The following is a 22,170-nucleotide window of genomic DNA, read 5'->3' as shown; positions in this document are numbered from 1 at the left end:
AAATTTCAAAATATACCAATTATTGACTTAAAATATTATTAAATTATTAAACAATCATCTTACTATAATAAATTTTATCTTAATTAAAATATAACTATAATATAAATACTTTAAAAACACTAAAATAACAACTAATTTAATTAATACACTTTGAAATAATATATAGCACTATATTAACAAATAACACATTTCTAAAAAAATAATATATTTAAATCCAACTGATTGAAATATCATTTAAGTAATCATTACTAAAACACTATCATATCATCAATAAAACACATTCTACCATTAAAATAACATTATTCAGTATTACTGAATACATAATAACATATTAAATATCATAAATTTTCTAGAACTATTTATATATTATTTTAATATATAATCAAACAACTACTAAATAAAAAAAGACCACTCGAAACTATTTTATTTAACTACAATATTTATTTAACTACAAATATACATATTAAAACAATAAAAATTCAAAAAATAAAATACAAAACACATAAATAATATATACAACTACCATTATATATATCAAAAAAAACTAAATATTCTGATTTTGTAAAATTTTATAATCATAACATAATAAGATATTAAAAATACAATTCCGGATCCGAAACATATGACATATTTTAATGTATTAACATAATTTCTCTTGAAAGTTAAAAAATATTATACAAACACAAACTATAAAAATTTACCAAAAATATAACATAAAAAAATAATGATAATTATTATTCATCACCAACTAACAACGCTTCTAAAAAATCTAAATCACGCAATAATTTCGTTAATGTCTCATTGCTAATCTTCTGTTGTGCACGTAAATGATAATATTCACCACGTTCAGCATGCAAAGCATTTAATCTCATACGTCTTTCTAAATCTTCAATGAGCATAATATGTTCAATATTATCTGTATTATTAATACGACGACGCAAATTACCGATAATTCGTGCACTCACTTCATTAAAAATCTGAATATCAATATTTTCTTCATGACTGTTAATTAAACGTTCTTCCATTTTATGTAAACTTTCGATAGCAACCTCGGCAGCTATAGTACGAGCCATGCGCTCTTCTTTGAGTTGTAAAGATTTATCAGATACAACAATACCTTCTAACAAGATAGGCAAAATAACAACTCCACACAATAAAGACAATAATATGACCCCAGTGGCAATAAAAACAAGCTGATACCGAGCAGGAAAAACAGACCCGTCACTAAGAAACAAAGGTATCGACAAAACACCAGCTAATGTAATTGCCCCACGTACACCAGCAAAAGAAACAATCAAAATTTCACGAATACTATATTCACTAAATACCATTGGACATTTTGACATGAACTGCAATGTAATACGTTTCATGAAAATTAACCAACAAAAACGTAATATAATTAATGCACTGTAAATAAGAATAACATATGTGACCAACATCCAAATATTAATATTTGGATCAAACTCTGCTTGTAAAATAGACGACAATAAAATATCCGGTAATTGCAAACCAAGTAAAATAAAAACCATACCATTAAAAACAAATTCTAACATAGCCCAAACACTATTCCCACGTAAACGCATCGATAATGGTGCATGACGAATAATGCTAGATTGGCCAATAGTCATACCAGACGTAACAGCTGCTAAAATTCCAGAAACATTAATATGCTCAGCAATTAAATATGCTGCAAATGGCAACAATAATAATAAAATAGTTTGAGTAGCAAAATCACCATGACTAAGTTGAAATATAAATCGCAAAGATTTACTGTATATCCAAGTAACAATAATTCCAGCTAACAAACCCCCTGCTGCAACTTTTAAAAAATCTAATGAAGCGGCTCCGATTGTGAATACCATAGTCCCCATTGCTACTGCAATAGAAAATTTCAATGATACCAATCCAGAAGCATCATTCATAAGTGCCTCACCTTGTAAAATATCCATTAACTTTTTAGGAATACGACCATCACCTACAATACCTGACAACGCTACAGCATCAGTGGGAGAAAGAACAGCCGCTAATGCTAATGCTGCTACAAGTGGCATACCTGGAATCATCCAATAAATTAAATATCCAATGCCAACTACAGTAATAATTACTAATACTAATGCTAAAATTACAATTTCACTACCATGACGCAAAAATTCTCGAATAGGAGTTTTCCATCCATCAGAAAATAACAAAGGCGGAATAAACAAAACTAAAAAAAGCTCCGGATTAAAATCTACATGTAATCCAAATTGAGGCCATGCTAATAAAGCACCGAGTAAAATTTGTACTAAAGGCAATGGAATTTGAAATGAAAAAATACGAGATAACAATCCAGAAATAGAAACCAGTAATATAAGAATTAAAATAGTAAAAAAAATTTCCATATTTTAATCCTTATATTATATTTCATAAATATATTCCTAAAAAAACAAATATCAAAATCAAATAATCTCTTATACCTTAAATAAATATGAAAATATGATTTTTTATATAATTTAATTTATTCATTAATTTTCTAACACAACGACACCTATTTATATGGAATCATATAATCCATCTATTTCAATAACATTAAAATTATAAATAATGACTTAAATAATATTTGAGAATCTAATAAAAAACAACATTCATGAACACAAAATCAATAAAAAATTCCACTAAAAAAACTTAAAAAAGATACTCTAATGTTCACAATATAAATTACGAATAAACACAAAAACTTTCAATATTTATATTCTTAAGTATTATAAATACCAAATAATAACTACCAAAATCCATTACATCAAACAACCTGTCAATAATCATCAACATATAAAAATCTCAAACACTTTTAAACAAAAAACACATTTAAAATTAAAACGGAATATCCTCATTAAAATTTACATCTAATTCACCATCACTAATATTATTATTATCCGAAATATTTTTTTCCAATAAATTACTTGACAATTTATCTTCAGAAACACTTTCTATCTTCATATCCTCTACTCGCTTACGAGTACCTAACATCTGCATTACACCACCAAAACGACCAACAACAACCTCAGTTGTATAACGATCCTGCCCATTTTGATCTTGCCATCTCCGAGTCTGTAAAGACCCTTCAACATATACCTGTACACCTTTGTGTAAATATTCAGATGCAATCTCAGCTAATTTTCCAAACAAAACAACACGATGCCACTCTGTCTTTTCTCTAAAATCACCAGTTTGCTTATCACGCCAATTTTCTGTAGTTGCCAAAGTAATATTAGTTATTACACCACCATTAGGAACATACCTCACATCTGGCTCTTGACCAAGATTACCAATCAAAATTACTTTATTAATACCTCTAGTAACCATAAATATCATTCCTATAATAAATAACCAAATAATAAATAATAAAAAATCATTAATTCATATTAATTATTAATAATGTAGTATTACACTATTAAAAAAACGAACACCACTGTTGCCTACAACAACATAAAACAAATATATATGCCATATAGCATGTGATATGTAATATATTATATATAATATCAAAAATCAACTACACCAATATATAATTACAACCACTATGTTAATAATAAAAATAAAAATCTGAAGTTTTATATAAATATCAATCAAAAAATAATTTTAAACTACAAATATATTAAAATAAAAAACATACATATTATAAGAAAATATCAAAAAATTTAACATACTAACTAAATTTCCTTGAATTTAATTACACACATTTCAAGAACAAAATTAAAAATATCAAAATACTACCATAAAATATTAAAATATCACCCTGCAATTAATACTGAATACCAGAATAATTATCAAAACGAGACCATTGAGCATTAAAAGTTAATCTTACAGTCCCAATGGGACCATGACGTTGCTTACCAAGAATTACTTCAGCAACACCTTTCATGCTACTATTTTTATTATATATTTCATCACGATAAATAAACATAATTAAATCAGCATCCTGCTCAATAGCACCAGAATCACGCAAATCGGAATTAATAGGATGCTTATCAGCACGTTGCTCTAAACTTCTGTTTAATTGCGAAATAGCAATCACTGGAACTTGTAATTCTTTAGCAAGCGATTTCAAAGAACGAGAAATTTCTGAAATTTCTAATGTACGATTATTTAATAAAGAAGGTACATGCATTAATTGCAAATAATCAACCATAATTAAACTTAACCCATCATTCTCACGAAATAATCTACGAGAACGTGTCCGAACTTCAGAAGGTGTTAAAGACGAAGAGTCATCAATATACACATTTTTCTTCTCTAAAAGCAATCCAACAGTACTAGAAATCCTTGCCCAATCATCATCATCTAACTTACCAGTACGAATACGAATTTGATCCACACGTGATAAAGAAGCTAACATACGTATCATAATTTGTTCACCAGACATTTCTAAACTAAAAATCAATACCGGCTTTTTTTGAGTCATAGCTGCATATTCACATAAATTCATAGCAAAAGTACTCTTTCCCATAGAAGGCCGAGCTGCAATAATAATTAAATCAGATTTTTGTAATCCATCAATTTTTTTATCAAGGTCTTTATAACCACTAGAAATACCGGTTGTTCCATCAGTTTTTTTACCAATTTTCTCAATATGGTTTACTGTATCCAACAGAATACGTTCTATATTTTTAGGATTAATTTCATGTTTATTATCCCGATGCCCAGAAATTTTAAATACGAGAGATTCAGCTAAATCTAACAATTCATCACTGCTCCTTCCTTGAGGATCATACCCTGCATCTGCAATTTCATGTGCTACAGAAATCATTGAACGCATAACTGATCGTTCATGTACAATTTCTGCATAAAAAACAATATTAGCAACACTGGGCACACTTTTTGACAATTCGGCCAAATAAGCAAAACCACCAACTACATCTAACTTACCAGCTCGCTCTAAAGATTCAGACAGAGTAATTAAATCAATAGGTTTCTTTAATTCTAATAAACATTGCATTTCACAAAAAATCACACGATGTGCATAATTAAAAAAATCATCTACTGTAACTATATCTAATATATGATCCCAAGATTCATTATCTAACATCAAGCCACCTAATATTGATTGCTCCGCTTCTAAAGAATAAGGAAGCATTCTAACATTATCTAAATTTTTCCTTTTTTTAGTTTGAGAAATTACTTCATGACCATGCATTCTATTCTTCACCATAAATAGTAGTTATTAATTAATTAATACAGATATTACACACAAAACAAAAAACAATACAATTTCTATGCATCATAGAAATCATATATCTCCCGATTGCAATACATAAAAAACACTCCCTAAAATTTAATACAACTCATGAAAATACGTTTTCACTTAAAACTCTAGTTAATCTATAAAACACAATAAACATATTAATGAATATGACAACAAAACATACCATTGTCATATAAAATATGGCATATTTAATATAATATTTAGAATATATCATTCAATACTAAACACACATAAAAAAATTAAATAATCACAATACATAAAAATATATAAAAAAATCTATATAAATCAAATATATTTTACTCAAAACACGATAATAATAAACATACAATTTGCAATATAATACCAAATAAACTGTTTAAAATTACAAAAAACACATCAACAGATATTATAAAACACTGTATGATTACTACCAATTATTTTATTACTACCATAACGAAATATAATTACAATATCAGTACATTATCAAAAAATTTGACATAATTACACACACAAATATAATTGAAATAAAAAATGGCAATACATACAACATTAAACATTATCAATGATCAAAGCATACCATAAACATGTGTAATCAAGAAAAATTCTTTCTGAAAATTCAACAAATATGCAAACAACGACACGCACGTCTAACCCCACAGCGATTAAAAATATTACATTTAATATCTCAACAAAACAACGCTGCAATCCGAGCATACCATTTACTACATTTACTCCATAAATCATCACCTCAAGCTAAACCATCTACAATTTATCGGGCATTGAAATTTCTACTATCGCAAGGATTTATACATAAAATAGAATCAATTAATAGTTTTATACTTTGTCACCATTTTTTCAAACACTCACACACATATGTATTTTTTATCTGCAAACTATGTCAAAAAGTCACAGAAAAAACAACCGACAAAATTGAAAAAACATTAAAAAATCTCGCCACAAAAAACCACTTTCAAATAACATACAACATCATAGAAATACATGGTATATGCCTAAATTGCAAAAAACAAACATTAAAATAATCAAACGATAAAAACATTAACGTCATGCATATTTACACAAATAATAAATCTAAAAAAATTCCTAAAAAAATCAACATACCAACATAATGATTACTTAAAAACGCTTGAAAACATTTATCCCTATTACGACCAATCATCAATATTTGCTGCCATATAAATAAAATAGCCACACCAATTAATGAAAAATAAAATACTAAACCAATCCTGGTCTTTAAACCAACAATAATCAATAAACACAATACTACTACTTGTAATCCACCAATAAAAAATCTTTCATACTTCCCTAATAATAAAGCAGACGATTGTACGCTAAAAAAAATATCATCATCACGATCTACCATGGCATACTCAGTGTCATAAATTATAGTCCAAAGAATATTAACCAAAAACAACAACCAAGGCAAAAAACTACATAAAGAAACACCAATAACAGAAAACACAATCAAAATAGAACATCCAAACGTTATTCCCAAAAATAACTGAGGACAAGGTATACACCTTTTAGTATACGGATACATACAAACTAACAATAACGTTATACATGATAACAAAATAGTCTGTCTACTAGTATCAAGCAAACAAAGTAAAACAAACGAAATAACTAATAACACCACAAATAATATTAATGCCTTTTGTATACTAACCATTCCAGACAACAAAGGCCGACTACTAGTACGACGAACATAACAATCAATATCTTTATCAACACAATCATTAATTACACAACCAAATGAACGCACCAAAAAAACACCTATAATAAACATTGCCAACACATAATAATTAGGTATTTTTTCCTCAGATAGCCACAAGGCCCACAACGTTGGCCAAAGTAACAAAAAAAAACCTATTGGCTTATCTACCCGCATCAACTTAAATATACCACGCCACGGAAATAAATATATTGTACAAAAAACTGTCATAAATTTAACTAAAAATTTATTTTTTAATGTATTTAAAACAAATTTCACTAAAATATCACCATATTTCAAGAAACAATCAAAGATTATTAATTATATTTACATTGTAAAAATTCAACAATCATATTAACTATACTTAATCATTTTTAATTTACTAAAAAAATATTTCACATACACCTAATAATCATTACTCATAATTAAAATGCTATTAATACATAAACCACAGCATATTAAACAAAATTTCAAACAACACAGACTATTAACTATTAACTATTAATTATTAATATCAGTAAATACCATCACTATTAAACAAATTTAATAATAATTAAAAAATAAAATATAAGATGATTACTATTCACATAGTATTTCACTAAAAAATACACATCCCAAAAAGTTTAATAAATAAACAATCATCATCAAAAAAAATACCCTCTAAAATCTATAAAATCATTCAATATCCAAATTATAATAACCAATTTATATACAAAATTAAAAAAATCTTTATAAAAATAAACTACCATATGAAATAATAATGTACCATTAAATAAAATTTCAAAATATACATTTCTCTCCTCAAGCCGAAAATCATCACTAATTACGAGTCAAGAGAATAGTTATATATTAAAAAATAGCGTATGTTTCCATGATACATTTATTTGCCGATTTAGAACTTCATATTAGAATTATGTTAATCTGTACATTAGTTCTCATATTTATTTACGAAGCCATCAACGGATTTCACGACACATCAAATTCAGTAGTTACTGTAATTTACACCTGTGCTTTACAATCTAGACCAGCAGTCGCTATTTCAGGAATATTTAATTTTTTAGGAGTTACTTTTAGTGGATTAAGTGTTGCTTATACAATCATTCATCTGCTTCCAATGCAATTAATAATCAATAACAATCCCCATCATATTTTAGCTATGGTATTCTCAATACTATTCGCGGCTATTTTATGGAATCTCTCCACATGGTATTTACGATTACCAACATCCAGTTCCCATACTTTAATTGGTGCACTAATTGGTATTGGAATAATCAACACAATCACAACACACTGTCAATTTGCACAGGGATTAAATATTCAAAAATTAATAGAAATACTTTTATCATTAATCATTTCTCCACTAATAGGTTTATTCTTTGCTAAAATAATAATGTTAATATTATGTCAATACTGGAAAAATGATAAACAAACTTGTTATATACACATGACACCATCTGAAAAAGAACAAAAAAATGGAAAACGACAACCACCTGTTCTACTCAGAAGTATATTAATTGTTTCTTCTGCTGGCGTTAGCTTTTCACATGGAGCTAATGACGGACAAAAAGGTATTGGTTTAATCATGCTGCTCCTAATCGGTGTAATCCCAACTAGTTTTATAATTAACATGAATACCACTCAATACGAAATCGAACACACTCGTGCAGCAATCAACTACTTGCATCAATACTACATAAACACATATTCTCAACAAAATATACATCAACTCAACAAAATTTACCAAAAGCAAGGTCTTATCTTAAAACAACAAAAATTCATACAAGATTCACAAATAACGCTATCTAATAAACAAATTCAAACAACAAAAAACAACACAATATCATATAAACAAACAAACAACACACATCAAATACCAAATATAAAAACAAAACACGACACGCTCACGCTATATGATAATGATCTTATATCTAATTTAAATATCATAAACCACACATTATTATTATTAAAAGACCTACACACATATGATCAACTAAACCCTCATGAAAGGTCACAATTACGATATTTATTACTATGTATATTAGAAATCATAGACGCAATATCAAAATCACCAAACGTCTCATCTATCGAAAAATATCAATTCACAAAATTAAAACAACATTTATTACACACAATTGAATACGCTCCATTATGGATTATTATCACAGTTGCAATATCATTATCATTAGGAACTATTATTGGTTGGAAACGCGTTGCAACTACTATAGGAGAAAAAATAGGAAAAAAAGACATGACATATGCCCAAGGACTCGCTACGCAAGTCACAACAGCCATTGCCATAGGTATAGCAAGTTATGCCGGCATGCCTGTTTCAACCACCCACGTTCTATCGTCATCCATGGCAGGCAGCATGTTAATGTCTGGACATGGTATACAAAATAAAATAGTGAAAAACATCCTGATAAATTGGATATTAACATTACCGATTTCAATTATCTTAAGCAGTCTATTATATTGGATAATACTAAAATTTTTTTTACAATAAACGTATAACAGATTTTCATAATCCATAAATTAAATCACCAACATACATAAATAATAAACTACTAAATACTTTGACCTACAATATACATATAAATTCAAATTAAACAACACTAACATCGAAAACATGATACAACAATAAACTATCTACATTCCATAATAATATTTCAATAAACACTTTGTACTCACCACTTTATTACAAAAAGAAAAAAATAAATCAGAAAATTCTTCTGAACCGCCATGAATAAGAATTTTATTCAAAAATAATTTCCCTATTTGAGAATTTAACACTCCATGATCTATAAAACAATACCAAATATCCGAAGCCAACATATCAGACCATAAATAACTATAATACCCTGCAGCATAATCACAAGAAAAAATATGACTAAATGAATGAGGAAACCTCTCCCATTCCATGTGTGGAAATATTAATAATTGCTCTTTTATATTATTAAATATCTTCATAAAATCAAAATATTCATTAGAACGAAACTCACTATATATACGTATATCAAATATACTATATATTAATTGATATAATAAATTATATGATGATTGATATTTCTTTAATTTTAAAAGTTGATTTATTAAACTCACAGATAATGACTCACCCGTTAAAAAATGTGAAGTAATTACTTTTAATACTTCAAAATCCCAACAAAATTTTTCCATAAATTGACTAGGTACTTCCACTGCATCTAATGGCACACCATGAATCCCAGACACCCCGGGAATATCAACAATAGTCATAATATGATGCAACACATGTCCAAATTCATGCAATAACGTGCTTACCTCATCATGAGATAAACAAATGCACTCCTTATCATTCATAATATTAAAATTACATATTAGATATGCAATAGGCCTTTGTTTAACACCACAGACATTATACATCATAGACACAAAATCATCCATCCAAGCCCCTGGAAATTTATCATTACGAGAATACATATCTAAATAAAAACCACCTAACCAGTGACCATCTAGATCTAGAACATCAAAAAATCGCACATCAGGATGCCAAACATCAATTGTATAACGTTCATAAATACTAATACCATAAATGCAATTAACTATTTTGAAAATACCATTAAGCACATGATTAACAGGAAAATATTCACGCAATTCTATTTCAGATAAAAAAAATAAATGTCTCTTCTGTTTTTCAATATAAAACAGTATATCCCATGGATATAATTTATTATATCCATAATATTTTTGAACAAATTTTTTTAAATCTACAAAAAAAACATTCGCATGCGAACATATGCTAGCAGATAAATTTTGAAGAAACGATATTACTTGATGAGAATTTTTAGCCATTCTATTTATTAAAACTGTATCAGAATAATTATTAAATCCTAATAATTTAGCTAATTCATAACGTAATGATAATATTTCATCTATAACTAAAGTATTATCCCAACGTCCCAAGTCTGGTCCCTGATCAGAAGCTCGAGTATTATATGCCCAATACATCTCTTCACGTAAAACACTATCTTCACAATACTTCATTACTGATAAATACACAGGATACTCTAAAGTCAACAACCAACTACTACAGTTCCTATTGTGTATGTTTGAATCATACGCGATCATTTCTAAATCATAATTAGACAATCCATATAATCTTTCTTTATCAAGTATCACTTTTTTCCAAGAATTTGTAGCATTTAAAACATTATCATTGTATATATTAATTAAACTTGATAATTTTTTATAAATTCTTGCATATCTCGTTCGTTTTACTATTGACAACTCACAACCAGAAAATACAAACCCAGACAGAGCGTTTGTCACAAATCTTTTTTGTGATCTCGTTAAATTTAAATAACCATTGCTATTTCTTAAACTATAATATGCACAATACAAAGAATAATTTTGACTAATCCAAACTTCATACTCAACAATAATAGCTTTACTTTTCTTATATGACTGACATAACCCGGGGGTGTTTTTCACAGCATATAAGTGCTCTATTGGAGACCAAACACGGCATAATTGATTTTCTGATAATAATAACGGATAACACAAATTGTCCCAAGTATGAGGAAACTGCGATAAAACCTCCTCCACAATTTCATAACAATAACTTACTATCACCCTAACAGCACATTCAATATCCGAACTATGAATTAAAGAAAACGGTGGTAAATAAAACTGACTTAATAAAGGATTGACCATATAATTATAACTATTTTATCAAAAAAACATATATACATTAAAATCCTACCACAATATTCATGTATAAAACTGACTATTCATTTATAAAACTAACAAAGCAAACAACATATTAAAATTATCAATACTCATTAAAATTTCTAATACAAATATTATTCCAACTGATATCACATATCAAAAAACACATACAACAAAAACACATAAAATAAAAAATGCGAATTGCAAAAAGATATTCACATTAACTTCAAACAAATAACACTAATAAAACAATATAATCATCGAATTATAATCAATTAATATTTTTTTCTATGTCAACAAACATACTAAAAATAATAAAAGTACTTTTTTAAAACCATATTGTATGCTATCATACATTATGTTATTCATATAACAAAATCTTCATTTTTCAAAAAAAAATAACCTTGTATAAGGAGAAATTATGACTTTTACATTACCAACATTGTCCTATCCATATAATGCATTAGAACCGTTCATTGACGAAGAAACAATGAAAATACACCATACCAAACATCATCAAACATATATTAACAATGCTAATTCAGTATTAAAAAATCTAGAACAATATAATAAAACCTCTATAGAAAAACTAATTAAAGAACTAAAAAACATAACAGGACAATCACAAACAACACTAAGAAATAATGCAGGTGGCCATATTAATCACACCTTGTTTTGGAAAATGCTAAAAAAAAATACAACCCTGGAAGGACAACTGAAAAATGTAATCGAATACAATTTCAACAGTATACACGCTTTCAAAGAACAATTCGAAAAATGCGCTATAAACAAATTCGGATCTGGATGGATTTGGTTAGTAAAAAAACACGACAATACATTGCATATAATTTCAACAAGTAATCAAGATAACCCGCTCATGGGAAAAGAAATATCTGGAGAAGATTATTCCTACCCAATTTTATGTTTGGACATTTGGGAACACGCCTATTACTTAAAATATCGAAACAACAAAATAAATTACATCCAATCATTTTGGAATATTGTAAATTGGGAAGAAGTATCACGACGACTGAATGATTCATTTTAAAATTTAAAATAAAGAAAAGAACTAAAACATTTAATAAATTAAATTTATAAATCAAAATCATCTAACCACCATTCACTGAATGGTGGTTATTTATTTTTTTCCAGAATATATATTAAAAATATATTGCGGATGACAAACTATCTGAAATAACAAACACATTATTTCATTCAATAATGATAACCGATTCAACCGAAGACCTTCATTCTCAGACATCACAACTACAGATCTAAAAAAGCAGTCTACAGGATCATATAAAGCTGATAATAATACTAACGCACCGTAGTAATCACTATCATTATACAATAATTGAAAATTAGAACTCAAAACTTTGAGTTTATTTGCCAAAATAATTTCTTCCTCTTCAATCAATAAAACAGCACTGACACCACATTTTAACCCACTAACATTTTTCAAAATATTAAAAATTCGTTTAAATATAATAAACAATTGCTGAGATTCTTTTTTTTTTAATACACAAAAAGAACTTAACGCATGCACTTTTTTGTCAAAATCTACTAAACTCATTATATTCTCAGGTAATACAGCTTGAATAATACTTATTCCATAACCTTTTCTTTCATACAAAATGCATAACCGTTTATAAATAAAACTATTAATTGCATTTAATCCATGATCAATCGACAAACTTACGTACGAATCATTAAAACCAACTAAACTAGTTTTATACAAATTCAAAGAATATTTTATTAAATGCGACAAATTAATGTCCAATTTTTTTTCCAACACAATACGCAAAATACCAAAAGCAGCTCTTCTTAAACCCCATGGATCACCACGTCCTTTAGGATTCTCTCCAATTATAAACATACCTGATATTGTATCAATTTTGTCAGCAATAGATACTATACATGATATAAGTGTACTAGGTAATACATCAGAAAAAAATCCGGGTAAGTACTGTTCCTTTTGAGCTAAAGCAACTGATTCTAACTCACCATCACGTCGAGCATAATACATACCTATTATCCCTTGAGCCATAGGAAATTCAGATACCATACAAGATAATAAATCACATTTAGACAAAACCGAAGCACGTTCTACTTGTGATACATCCACACCAATCTTATTAGCAATCCAAATAGATAAAAATTTAATTCGCATGGTTTTATCATACAAATTACCCAACCTGCTATGAAATGAAACAGTATTTAAACGAAATAAATAATCTTCTAAACGATATCGTTTATCACAATTTAAAAAAAACTCAACATCAGAAAAACATAAAGACAACAATTTCTCATGTGCACATATAATTCTTTCACTATTGTTAGTAATTATATCTATAACAAAAATAAAATAAGGTAATAATTTTCCAGAAAAATCATAAACAGGAAAATATTTTTTTTTCACTTTCATTATATATAATAAAATTTCATATGGTATACATAAAAACCTCTCATCAAAAGATCCTAACAATATCACCGGCCACTCTGATAAAGAAGTTACCTCCTCCAATAAATCATGAATCTGATTATCTATTACTCCTTTTACTTTCTTAACAAAATCTTTAATACCAGAATATATAATTTGTTTTCGATATTCATAGTCCGCTATAACAAAACCAGATTCTAATAATACCTTTTGATAATGAGCGGCATGATCAAGAATCATATCCCGATTTGCCATAATATGATGACCACGTACCACCCGATTTGAAGGCAATCCAAAAAAATTTGATGTAACAACTTTATCATCTAACAAGATAGTAATACTACGAACCGGTCGAATAAATTTTCTATTCTCATCTTTCCATCTCATCATTGTTGAAGTTGATAATTGAGTTAAAGCATCAAAAACTATAGTATTCAACAATTCTGTAATATCTTGTTGCACAAATTGACTACTATACACGTTATTTTTTAACTCTTCTTCACTAAACATTGAAATATCAATAACCTGAAACGCTAAACGTCTAGGAGAAGCAAACCACAAAAACTGCTCATAATAAATATTAACTTGCTTAAATCCACGTTTTACATTGTTAGCAAACGACTCACCCAACCTTCTTAACATCTTCGAAGGTAACATTTCAGTACCAATCTCTACTAACAAAACATGCTTAACCATAATATATCACTATTTATCTTATTTTATCATTTACACACATAGGAAAACCTAATGATTTTCGAGATAAATAGTAAGCTCCAGCAACTATTTTAGTAAGATTACAAATACGCAAAATATAATTCTGCCTATCCATAACAGAAATCACTTTTCTGCTCTCTAATAAATTAAAAACATGCACTAATTTCAAAATATACTCATAAGCTGGAATTGATAACGGAGGTTCCAAATGAATCAAATACTGAACTTGTTTTTCATACTCCGCAAAACACATAAATAAAAAATTAACGTCAACATATTCCAAATTATACTGAGACTGTTCTAATTCATTTTGAAAAAAAATATCACCATATGTTACCGGACCTAATAAATAATTATCCCACACAATATTATAAACATTATCAACTTTTTGCAAAGACATAGCTAAACGTTCTAACCCATATGTAATTTCAGCCATAACCGGATTGCATTCTAATCCACCCACCTGCTGAAAATAAGTGAATTGCGTAATTTCCATTCCATCTAACCATACCTCCCAACCTACACCCCAAGCTCCAAGAGTAGGATTAGACCAATTATCTTCTATAAATTTAATGTCATGATCCATAATATCTAATCCAATTGATTTCAAAGAAACAAGATACAAATCTTGAATGTTTTCTGGAGGTGGTTTCATAATAACTTGAAACTGATAATAATGCTGCAACTTATTTGGATTTTTAGCATATCTACTATCTACTGGACGTCTAGATGCTTGAATATATGCCACACATATAGGCTCTGGTCCAATTGCACGTAAAAATGTTATTGGATGTGAAGTAGCCGCACCAATTTCCATATCAAAAGAGTGAGCTATCATACACCCATGACATCTCCAATAACTCTGAAGATCAAACACCAACTCTTGAAAAGTTTTCACAGGACTATTTTCCATTTCAACTCTATCTATCAAAAAAAAATTTACTAATTAAATTATAAATATCATTAAAAAAATAACACACAGCATTATTAACTAACATAATCATATCCTAATTTCAAGATCGAATAAAATTACTGTATATACACGTAAAAAACAAATAATCAAATAAAAATAAACAACTACAAGTTAAACGTTAAATTTATATTTTGTTTGAAAAATAAAAAAAAATAACAAAATTCTTAAAAACATATAATAACTCCATAAAAAAACCAACAAAAAAACCTAAACCTACTTATATTAAATATTGTAATTTTATAACAAATACAAAATATAATATAGAATAAACAATTATTAATAATAATACTACTTGATAACATAATACAAAAACAATACAGACACCCCTAAAACATCCAGAAAAATGATATTTTATCACACATAACTAACACCTATTTTATTAATCATCTATCAATTAAAAACACATATATAACAATAAAACAATAAACTATATACACTACACATAACATAAATAAAATGAGATAATCCATACTATGTAATGATTTTACTATATATAAAATAATGATAAAAAATGATAAATAAAGAATCTTCCATAAAAATGATCAGCTATTTACTAACATTCACATTAATCATTGTTATTATTCCATTACATCTTTTTCCTTGTTTCATTTCTGGATTACTTTCATATGAAATTATCATTTCACTAGCTACAATATTTGAAAAAATAGTTGGCAGCGAAAAAGCTAAAGCTAGATGGTTGGTAGTTGCCTTTATTTCTACAATAGTTGTGAGCAGTATGACATTAGGTATAATCAGCTTAATCACATTCTTAGAAGATTTTCAAAAAAAAATTGACCTAATTACAGAAATTAATCGAATTTTCAATGATGTAAAAAAACATGTTCCGATATTTCTTCCTTCATGGCTGCCAAACAGCACTGAAGAACTTAAAGATCAAATTTTTATTTTTATCGAATCCAATTTAATTTTCATCCGAAATATGGGACATACATTTTTGCATGGATTAATTACATTATTTATTGGATTAATAATTGGTACAGTCATCGCATTAAGTAAACCAACAACTACAAAGCATACATATTTCATATCTCAATTATTACAACGCATACATCACTTATCAAACGCATTTCATAATATTGTATTTGCTCAAATAAAAATATCTTTAATAAACACATTATTCACATCTATAATAATTTTTATTATATTTCCTTTAATATTTAATGACAAACTACCACTTAGCAAAACATTAACATTAACTACTTTTATCTTCGGATTATTACCAATTGTAGGAAACATCATGTCCAACATCATAATTACTATCTCTGCACTTTCAATTTCATTAATAGCAGGTGGAATGATGTTAGTATATTTAATTTTAATTCATAAACTAGAGTATTTTCTCAACGCTGAAATTATCGGAAATCGCATAAAAGCCCAACCGTGGGAATTAATGTTAGTTATGTTATTATTTGAATCAATTTTTGGATTAGAAGGCATAATAGCAGCACCAATTTATTACGCTTATTTGAAAACTGAACTACGAGCACACAATCTAATTTAATGAAAATTACACTATTGCCACTACTATACCTTCACTTCTATACATCATAATAAAACAACAACACTATTCTTAATAATTATAATAATTAATTGTAATAAAAAAAATTAACATTTTAAACATGCAACAACAACTGATAAAAAATACGACATATTAATAATTAATCAATAGAAATACGACAAGGTTTCATAGATTCAGGAAGATGTCTCTCTAAATCTATATTTAACAAACCATTACCAAAACGGGCATGTTTAACCACCATATTTTCAGCTAAGGTAAATTCCAATGAAAATTCTTTAGAAATTATACCCTGATGTAAATATTCTTTTATTTGATCTTCTCCATCCATATTTGGACGACCTGAAATAGTTAAACGAGTACCTTGTAATTCAATAATTAAATCTTCTTGCTTAAAACCAGCTAACGCCAAAGTAATACGATATTGATTATCACTCGATTTAGCTATATTATAAAGCGGAAAACTTAATCCTCCCTTTTCTTCCTGCATATCATTTGCCAATTGATCAAATCCAATCCATTGACGAAATAATGGTGAAAAATCATAATCACGCATATATCATTCTCCATAAAATCACGAAAACAATCATAGCATCTGTATATAAAAAATATACAAACACCACTACTGTTCACTATTTTAATTTTAATTCGATTAGACTTTAAAAAAAAATTTTACCAAAAAAACGCTTTAAATATACATTTAATAATCCACTTTTTAAATTAACATACATTACCTTTACATTCTCTGATACACCAAACTGACATTTAAAATTTCATTTAATTATACCACAATACAAATACTTTTTTATAGATATATTACAAATACTATTACCAATAATAATTAATATACTACCTTTCAATATTGTAACATAGAATATTCCTCACTTAACATGAAAATAATCTAAAAAAATCAAATTCTTTTGTTAAATATATCATAGAAATATACGACGATAAAAAAATATTTTTTTATAACATTTAACACTCCAATCACTACAAGAAAATGCATCATAAATAATTTTTAGTATAATTACACTAAAAAAAACCATAATTTTGTCTTAATTACACATTTATTAATCACAATACAGCACAATCAGCTAAAATATATTATCAATATAAATTTATCTATTTACTTATTATAGTATAATAATCAAATAAGTACTTGTGCACCAAAACCTAAACATCTATATTACTTGCCTGTAAAGAATATTTTTCAATAAATTTACGACGAGACTCAACCGAATCTCCCATCAAAGTGTTAAACAAATGATCAGCCAATAAAGCATCTTTCACAGTAACACGTAACATTGAACGATTATTAGGATCCATAGTCGTTTCCCATAATTGATTAGGATTCATTTCTCCCAAACCTTTATACCGTTGTATAATCAACCCCTTACGAGACTCCTGCAATAACCACGCAACCAATGATCGAAATGAATCAACACGCTTAGAAAACGCACCCTTCTCAACATAAGTATCTGATAAAAACACGCCTTGTATTTTTTTACCAAAATACATAAGCTGTTTGTATTCAACACTATTAATAAAATCAGCATTTAATAAATAATTTGTAATTTCACCATAATTTTTTACTTGAAGTATCGACTCAAAACATTTTTTTATAGAATCTAATTGAATTACAAAACTATAACTAGTACCATGTGCTGAACAATTATTTAATTTTTGTACTAACAATTGCATCCACATATTAACACGTTCAAAATACCGACAATCTGTCTCTACTAAAATTGGATGATAAATTAATCGATCCAATAACAAAATTGGGAATCTATACTGCATACGAGCAATCACTTTTTGTATCTCATGGTATTCAGCTACTAACGTCTCTAAATCTCCCCCAGAAATACGCGGAAAATCATTCTTTAAATTATATAAAGAAGCACCATCCACAGCTATGGAAATTTGATATCGATACATAGACTCTTCATCTTTAAAATATTGTTCTTTGACCCCTTTTTGTACCTTATACAATGGTGGTTGCGCAATAAACACATGACCTCGTGCAATAATTTCAGGCATATAACGATAAAAAAAAGTTAATAACAACGTTCGAATATGTGAACCATCAATATCAGCATCTGTCATAATAATAATATTATGATAACGTAACTTATCTGGATTATATTCATCACGACCAATACCACATCCTAATGCGGTAATCAACATAACTAACTCTTGCGAAGATAACATCTTATCAAATCGTGCACGTTCAACATTAAGAATCTTACCTTTCAAAGGCAAAACAGCTTGATTTTTTCGATCTCTACCTTGTTTGGCAGAACCACCAGCAGAATCACCTTCAACTAAATATAATTCAGACATACTAGGATCCTTCTCTTGACAATCAGCTAATTTTCCAGGAAGACTAGCAAAATCATACATACTCTTTTTACGAGTAATGTCACGAATCTTTCGTGCCGCTTCACGAGCACGTGCAACACTAACAATTTTATTTATAATCACTTTAGCATCATTAGGATGTTCCAATAAAAACTCTAATAATTTTTCGTATATCAAAGATTCAACTATAATTCTAACTTCTGAGGATACCAATTTATCTTTTGTCTGAGAAGAAAACTTTGGATCTGGAATCTTAACAGCTACTATAGCAACTAACCCCTCTCTAACATCATCACCAATCGTAACCACCTTGAATTTTTTATCATATCCTTCTTTATGCATATAAAAATGCATGGTTCTTGTAATCGCCGCCCGAAAACCTGATAAATGAGTACCTCCATCTTGCTGTGGAACATTATTAGTAAAACAATAAATGTTTTCTTGAAAACCATCATTCCATTGTAAAGCCACTTCAACAGAAACATTATCTTTAATATTCAAACAATAAAAAACATTAGAATGAACTGGTACTCTATCCTTATTTAAATACTCTATAAACGATTTAATGCCTCCCTGATAATGAAAATTATCTTCTCTGTGAGGACATACTCTACAATCTCTCAAAATAATCGACGCTGAAGAATTTAAAAACGATAATTGACGTAACCTCCTGGATAAAATACTATATTGAAATTCAATTTTATTAGAAAAAATAGAAAAATTCGGCCAAAAACGTATATAAGTGCCATGATCACACTTTGAACACTTCCCTATAATTTTTAATGGAAATTGTGGTTTCCCTTCATAATAAACTTGTCGGTGAACTTTACTATCCCGCTTGATAATTAATTCTAACTTTCTGGACAAAGCATTAACTACTGATACACCCACCCCATGTAATCCACCAGATACTTTATAATTAATATTATCAAATTTAGCTCCAGCATGTAATACAGTCATAATAACTTCAGCAGCAGATACACCTTCCTCCTCATGAAGATCAGTAGGAATTCCACGACCATCATCCTCTATAGATACTGAACCATCCTGGTATATAGTCACAATAATTATTTTACAACAACCAGAAAGCACTTCATCAATAGCATTATCTATAACTTCAAACACCATATGATGTAATCCTGTACCATCATCAGTGTCACCAATATACATACCAGGACGTCTACGTACAGCCTCTAAACCCTTAAGCACCTTAATGCTTGAAGAATCATACAAATTTAACATTAATAATTTCTCACAATAATTTTGAATTATAAACAATGTTTTTAATATAAAAACACACAATATCACTTACAAACAACAACTACATGCAACCATCCATAAATTTAAAGTACATTTACGTAAACATATATCAAATTATAAACGTATAGGCATAATAATATACACACTAATATCCATTGGATAACTCACAATCTTCACACTAGAATGTTCATCCGTTAATAAAAAACGTACCGTATTCGATCTTATAACATTCAATATATCTATAATATAATAAATATTAAAACCAATTTCCATATCCCGTCCAGAATAAACAACATCTAACAATTGTTCCGACAATTCATGTTCAGGATTACTACTAACAATCTTTAACTGATTAAGACCTAACAAAAATCTAACTACATGAAATTTCTCACTACATAAAATCATAGCACGTTTAATAGCTTGTTGTAACTTCTTAACAGCTACTTCTAAAACAAATTTTGATTCCTTAGGAAAAACAGATTTATAATTCGGAAAAATACCATTAATTAATTTAGAAGTTACAACATAATTACCGACTACAATAGATATATTTTGCCTACCTATTTTCAATTTGATCTTTTCCTCATTAACATCTAGCATTCGTGTCATACTAATTACATATTTACGAGGAACAATAATAGAAAAAGATGAATTTATATCTACTTCTGTTGACACAATTAACACTGAACAATATGCTAATCGATGGCCATCAGTAGCTACCGCGCACAGATTTTTCATATTGAACTCGAACAACATACCATTTAAATAATAACGGACATCTCGTTTACCCATCGAAAATTGCGTTAATTCAATTACATTCCTTAAAACATTTGATGACACAGTAAATTCTATTTCAGCATCCCACACACCCATATTAGGAAAATCCAACGGAGAAAATGTAACAAGTGAAAAAGAACTACCTTCAGAAGATATAAACAATTTGCTTTCCTGATATCGTAGAATAATTTTCGAAGTTACAGACAAAGCACGACATATATCAAAAAACTTTTTTGCTGGAACAGTAATTTGACCAATATCATATATTTTATATATAGGAATATATACGACAATTTCAATATCAATATTAGTACCAATCATAAACAAATTATTATTACGAACTTCTAATAATATATGGCCTAAAATCGGTGAAGAAGATTTAACCCCCCCAACAAAACCTAATACATTCTGTAATGCATGAAACACAAAATTCCGCTCAATAATAATATACATA

Annotated in this window: 14 protein-coding genes; 4 read left to right on the top strand and 10 right to left on the bottom strand. The window is 28.0% G+C overall.

Annotation, left to right across the window (positions count from 1 at the left end; translation table 11 throughout):
- Positions 1 to 734: 734 nt before the first annotated feature.
- The 3 genes from BTURN675_RS00145 to dnaB form a co-directional block, all read right to left on the bottom strand.
- A complete protein-coding gene (locus tag BTURN675_RS00145; RefSeq protein WP_046288592.1) occupies positions 735 to 2,381 on the bottom strand; it encodes a Na+/H+ antiporter in 1,647 nt (548 codons plus the stop codon).
- Positions 2,382 to 2,850: 469 nt separating this feature from the next.
- Positions 2,851 to 3,342, bottom strand: coding sequence for a single-stranded DNA-binding protein (ssb, locus tag BTURN675_RS00140; RefSeq protein WP_046288591.1), 492 nt, complete (start codon positions 3,340 to 3,342; stop codon positions 2,851 to 2,853).
- A 439-nt stretch (positions 3,343 to 3,781) separates the two neighbouring features.
- On the bottom strand, positions 3,782 to 5,173 hold the full coding sequence (gene dnaB, locus BTURN675_RS00135) for a replicative DNA helicase (protein ID WP_046288590.1): 1,392 nt from the start codon (positions 5,171 to 5,173) through the stop codon (positions 3,782 to 3,784).
- Between the two features lie 632 nt (positions 5,174 to 5,805).
- On the opposite strand from dnaB, the gene zur reads away from it, so the two are divergent.
- Positions 5,806 to 6,261 carry a zinc uptake transcriptional repressor Zur gene (gene zur, locus BTURN675_RS03195; protein WP_082086667.1) on the top strand — a complete coding sequence of 152 codons (456 nt, stop codon included), beginning with the start codon at positions 5,806 to 5,808 and terminating at the stop codon, positions 6,259 to 6,261.
- A 32-nt stretch (positions 6,262 to 6,293) separates the two neighbouring features.
- Here zur and ubiA read toward each other — a convergent pair whose 3' ends face one another.
- Positions 6,294 to 7,229: a 4-hydroxybenzoate octaprenyltransferase gene (ubiA, locus tag BTURN675_RS00125; protein WP_245592133.1), complete on the bottom strand. Its 936-nt coding sequence runs from the start codon at positions 7,227 to 7,229 to the stop codon at positions 6,294 to 6,296.
- A 592-nt stretch (positions 7,230 to 7,821) separates the two neighbouring features.
- On the opposite strand from ubiA, the gene BTURN675_RS00120 reads away from it, so the two are divergent.
- On the top strand, positions 7,822 to 9,453 hold the full coding sequence (locus BTURN675_RS00120) for an inorganic phosphate transporter (RefSeq protein WP_046288588.1): 1,632 nt from the start codon (positions 7,822 to 7,824) through the stop codon (positions 9,451 to 9,453).
- Positions 9,454 to 9,596: 143 nt separating this feature from the next.
- On the opposite strand, the gene BTURN675_RS00115 is transcribed toward BTURN675_RS00120, so the two are convergent.
- Positions 9,597 to 11,639 carry a M3 family metallopeptidase gene (locus BTURN675_RS00115; protein ID WP_046288587.1) on the bottom strand — a complete coding sequence of 681 codons (2,043 nt, stop codon included), beginning with the start codon at positions 11,637 to 11,639 and terminating at the stop codon, positions 9,597 to 9,599.
- Positions 11,640 to 12,075: 436 nt separating this feature from the next.
- On the opposite strand from BTURN675_RS00115, the gene BTURN675_RS00110 reads away from it, so the two are divergent.
- Positions 12,076 to 12,702: a Fe-Mn family superoxide dismutase gene (locus BTURN675_RS00110; protein WP_046288586.1), complete on the top strand. Its 627-nt coding sequence runs from the start codon at positions 12,076 to 12,078 to the stop codon at positions 12,700 to 12,702.
- Positions 12,703 to 12,792: 90 nt separating this feature from the next.
- Here BTURN675_RS00110 and glyS read toward each other — a convergent pair whose 3' ends face one another.
- Positions 12,793 to 14,790 (bottom strand): glycine--tRNA ligase subunit beta, encoded by a 1,998-nt coding sequence (gene glyS, locus BTURN675_RS00105; protein WP_046288585.1) that lies wholly within the window; start codon positions 14,788 to 14,790, stop codon positions 12,793 to 12,795.
- A gap of 13 nt (positions 14,791 to 14,803) precedes the next feature.
- On the bottom strand, positions 14,804 to 15,721 hold the full coding sequence (glyQ, locus tag BTURN675_RS00100; protein WP_046288584.1) for a glycine--tRNA ligase subunit alpha: 918 nt from the start codon (positions 15,719 to 15,721) through the stop codon (positions 14,804 to 14,806).
- Between the two features lie 571 nt (positions 15,722 to 16,292).
- On the opposite strand from glyQ, the gene BTURN675_RS00095 reads away from it, so the two are divergent.
- On the top strand, positions 16,293 to 17,303 hold the full coding sequence (locus tag BTURN675_RS00095) for an AI-2E family transporter (RefSeq protein WP_046288583.1): 1,011 nt from the start codon (positions 16,293 to 16,295) through the stop codon (positions 17,301 to 17,303).
- 157 nt (positions 17,304 to 17,460) lie between these two features.
- On the opposite strand, the gene BTURN675_RS00090 is transcribed toward BTURN675_RS00095, so the two are convergent.
- From BTURN675_RS00090 to dnaN, 3 genes are all read right to left on the bottom strand, one after another.
- Positions 17,461 to 17,874, bottom strand: coding sequence for an Hsp20 family protein (locus BTURN675_RS00090; RefSeq protein WP_046288582.1), 414 nt, complete (start codon positions 17,872 to 17,874; stop codon positions 17,461 to 17,463).
- A gap of 617 nt (positions 17,875 to 18,491) precedes the next feature.
- Complete coding sequence (gene gyrB / locus BTURN675_RS00085) at positions 18,492 to 20,921, bottom strand: DNA topoisomerase (ATP-hydrolyzing) subunit B (RefSeq protein WP_046289063.1); 2,430 nt, start codon at positions 20,919 to 20,921, stop codon at positions 18,492 to 18,494.
- Between the two features lie 132 nt (positions 20,922 to 21,053).
- A complete protein-coding gene (gene dnaN, locus BTURN675_RS00080; protein WP_046289062.1) occupies positions 21,054 to 22,169 on the bottom strand; it encodes a DNA polymerase III subunit beta in 1,116 nt (371 codons plus the stop codon).
- Between the last annotated feature and the right edge of the window lies 1 nt (position 22,170).

The sequence above is a fragment of the Blochmannia endosymbiont of Polyrhachis (Hedomyrma) turneri genome, from assembly GCF_000973505.1.
GTDB lineage: Bacteria > Pseudomonadota > Gammaproteobacteria > Enterobacterales > Enterobacteriaceae > Blochmanniella.
Note: the sequence above shows the minus strand (reverse complement) of the source record. Positions and strands in the feature narration are given on the sequence as shown.

Excerpts from the sequence above, each read along its gene's own strand:
- zur (WP_082086667.1), top strand. The coding sequence starts at position 5,806 with ATGTGTAATCAAGAAAAATTCTTTCTGAAAATTCAACAAATATGCAAA.
- BTURN675_RS00095 (WP_046288583.1), top strand. The coding sequence starts at position 16,293 with ATGATAAATAAAGAATCTTCCATAAAAATGATCAGCTATTTACTAACA.
- BTURN675_RS00120 (WP_046288588.1), top strand. The coding sequence starts at position 7,822 with ATGATACATTTATTTGCCGATTTAGAACTTCATATTAGAATTATGTTA.
- BTURN675_RS00110 (WP_046288586.1), top strand. The coding sequence starts at position 12,076 with ATGACTTTTACATTACCAACATTGTCCTATCCATATAATGCATTAGAA.
- glyQ (WP_046288584.1), bottom strand. The coding sequence starts at position 15,721 with ATGGAAAATAGTCCTGTGAAAACTTTTCAAGAGTTGGTGTTTGATCTT.
- dnaB (WP_046288590.1), bottom strand. The coding sequence starts at position 5,173 with ATGCATGGTCATGAAGTAATTTCTCAAACTAAAAAAAGGAAAAATTTA.
- BTURN675_RS00145 (WP_046288592.1), bottom strand. The coding sequence starts at position 2,381 with ATGGAAATTTTTTTTACTATTTTAATTCTTATATTACTGGTTTCTATT.
- ssb (WP_046288591.1), bottom strand. The coding sequence starts at position 3,342 with ATGGTTACTAGAGGTATTAATAAAGTAATTTTGATTGGTAATCTTGGT.
- glyS (WP_046288585.1), bottom strand. The coding sequence starts at position 14,790 with ATGGTTAAGCATGTTTTGTTAGTAGAGATTGGTACTGAAATGTTACCT.
- gyrB (WP_046289063.1), bottom strand. The coding sequence starts at position 20,921 with ATGTTAAATTTGTATGATTCTTCAAGCATTAAGGTGCTTAAGGGTTTA.
- BTURN675_RS00115 (WP_046288587.1), bottom strand. The coding sequence starts at position 11,639 with ATGGTCAATCCTTTATTAAGTCAGTTTTATTTACCACCGTTTTCTTTA.
- BTURN675_RS00090 (WP_046288582.1), bottom strand. The coding sequence starts at position 17,874 with ATGCGTGATTATGATTTTTCACCATTATTTCGTCAATGGATTGGATTT.
- dnaN (WP_046289062.1), bottom strand. The coding sequence starts at position 22,169 with ATGTATATTATTATTGAGCGGAATTTTGTGTTTCATGCATTACAGAAT.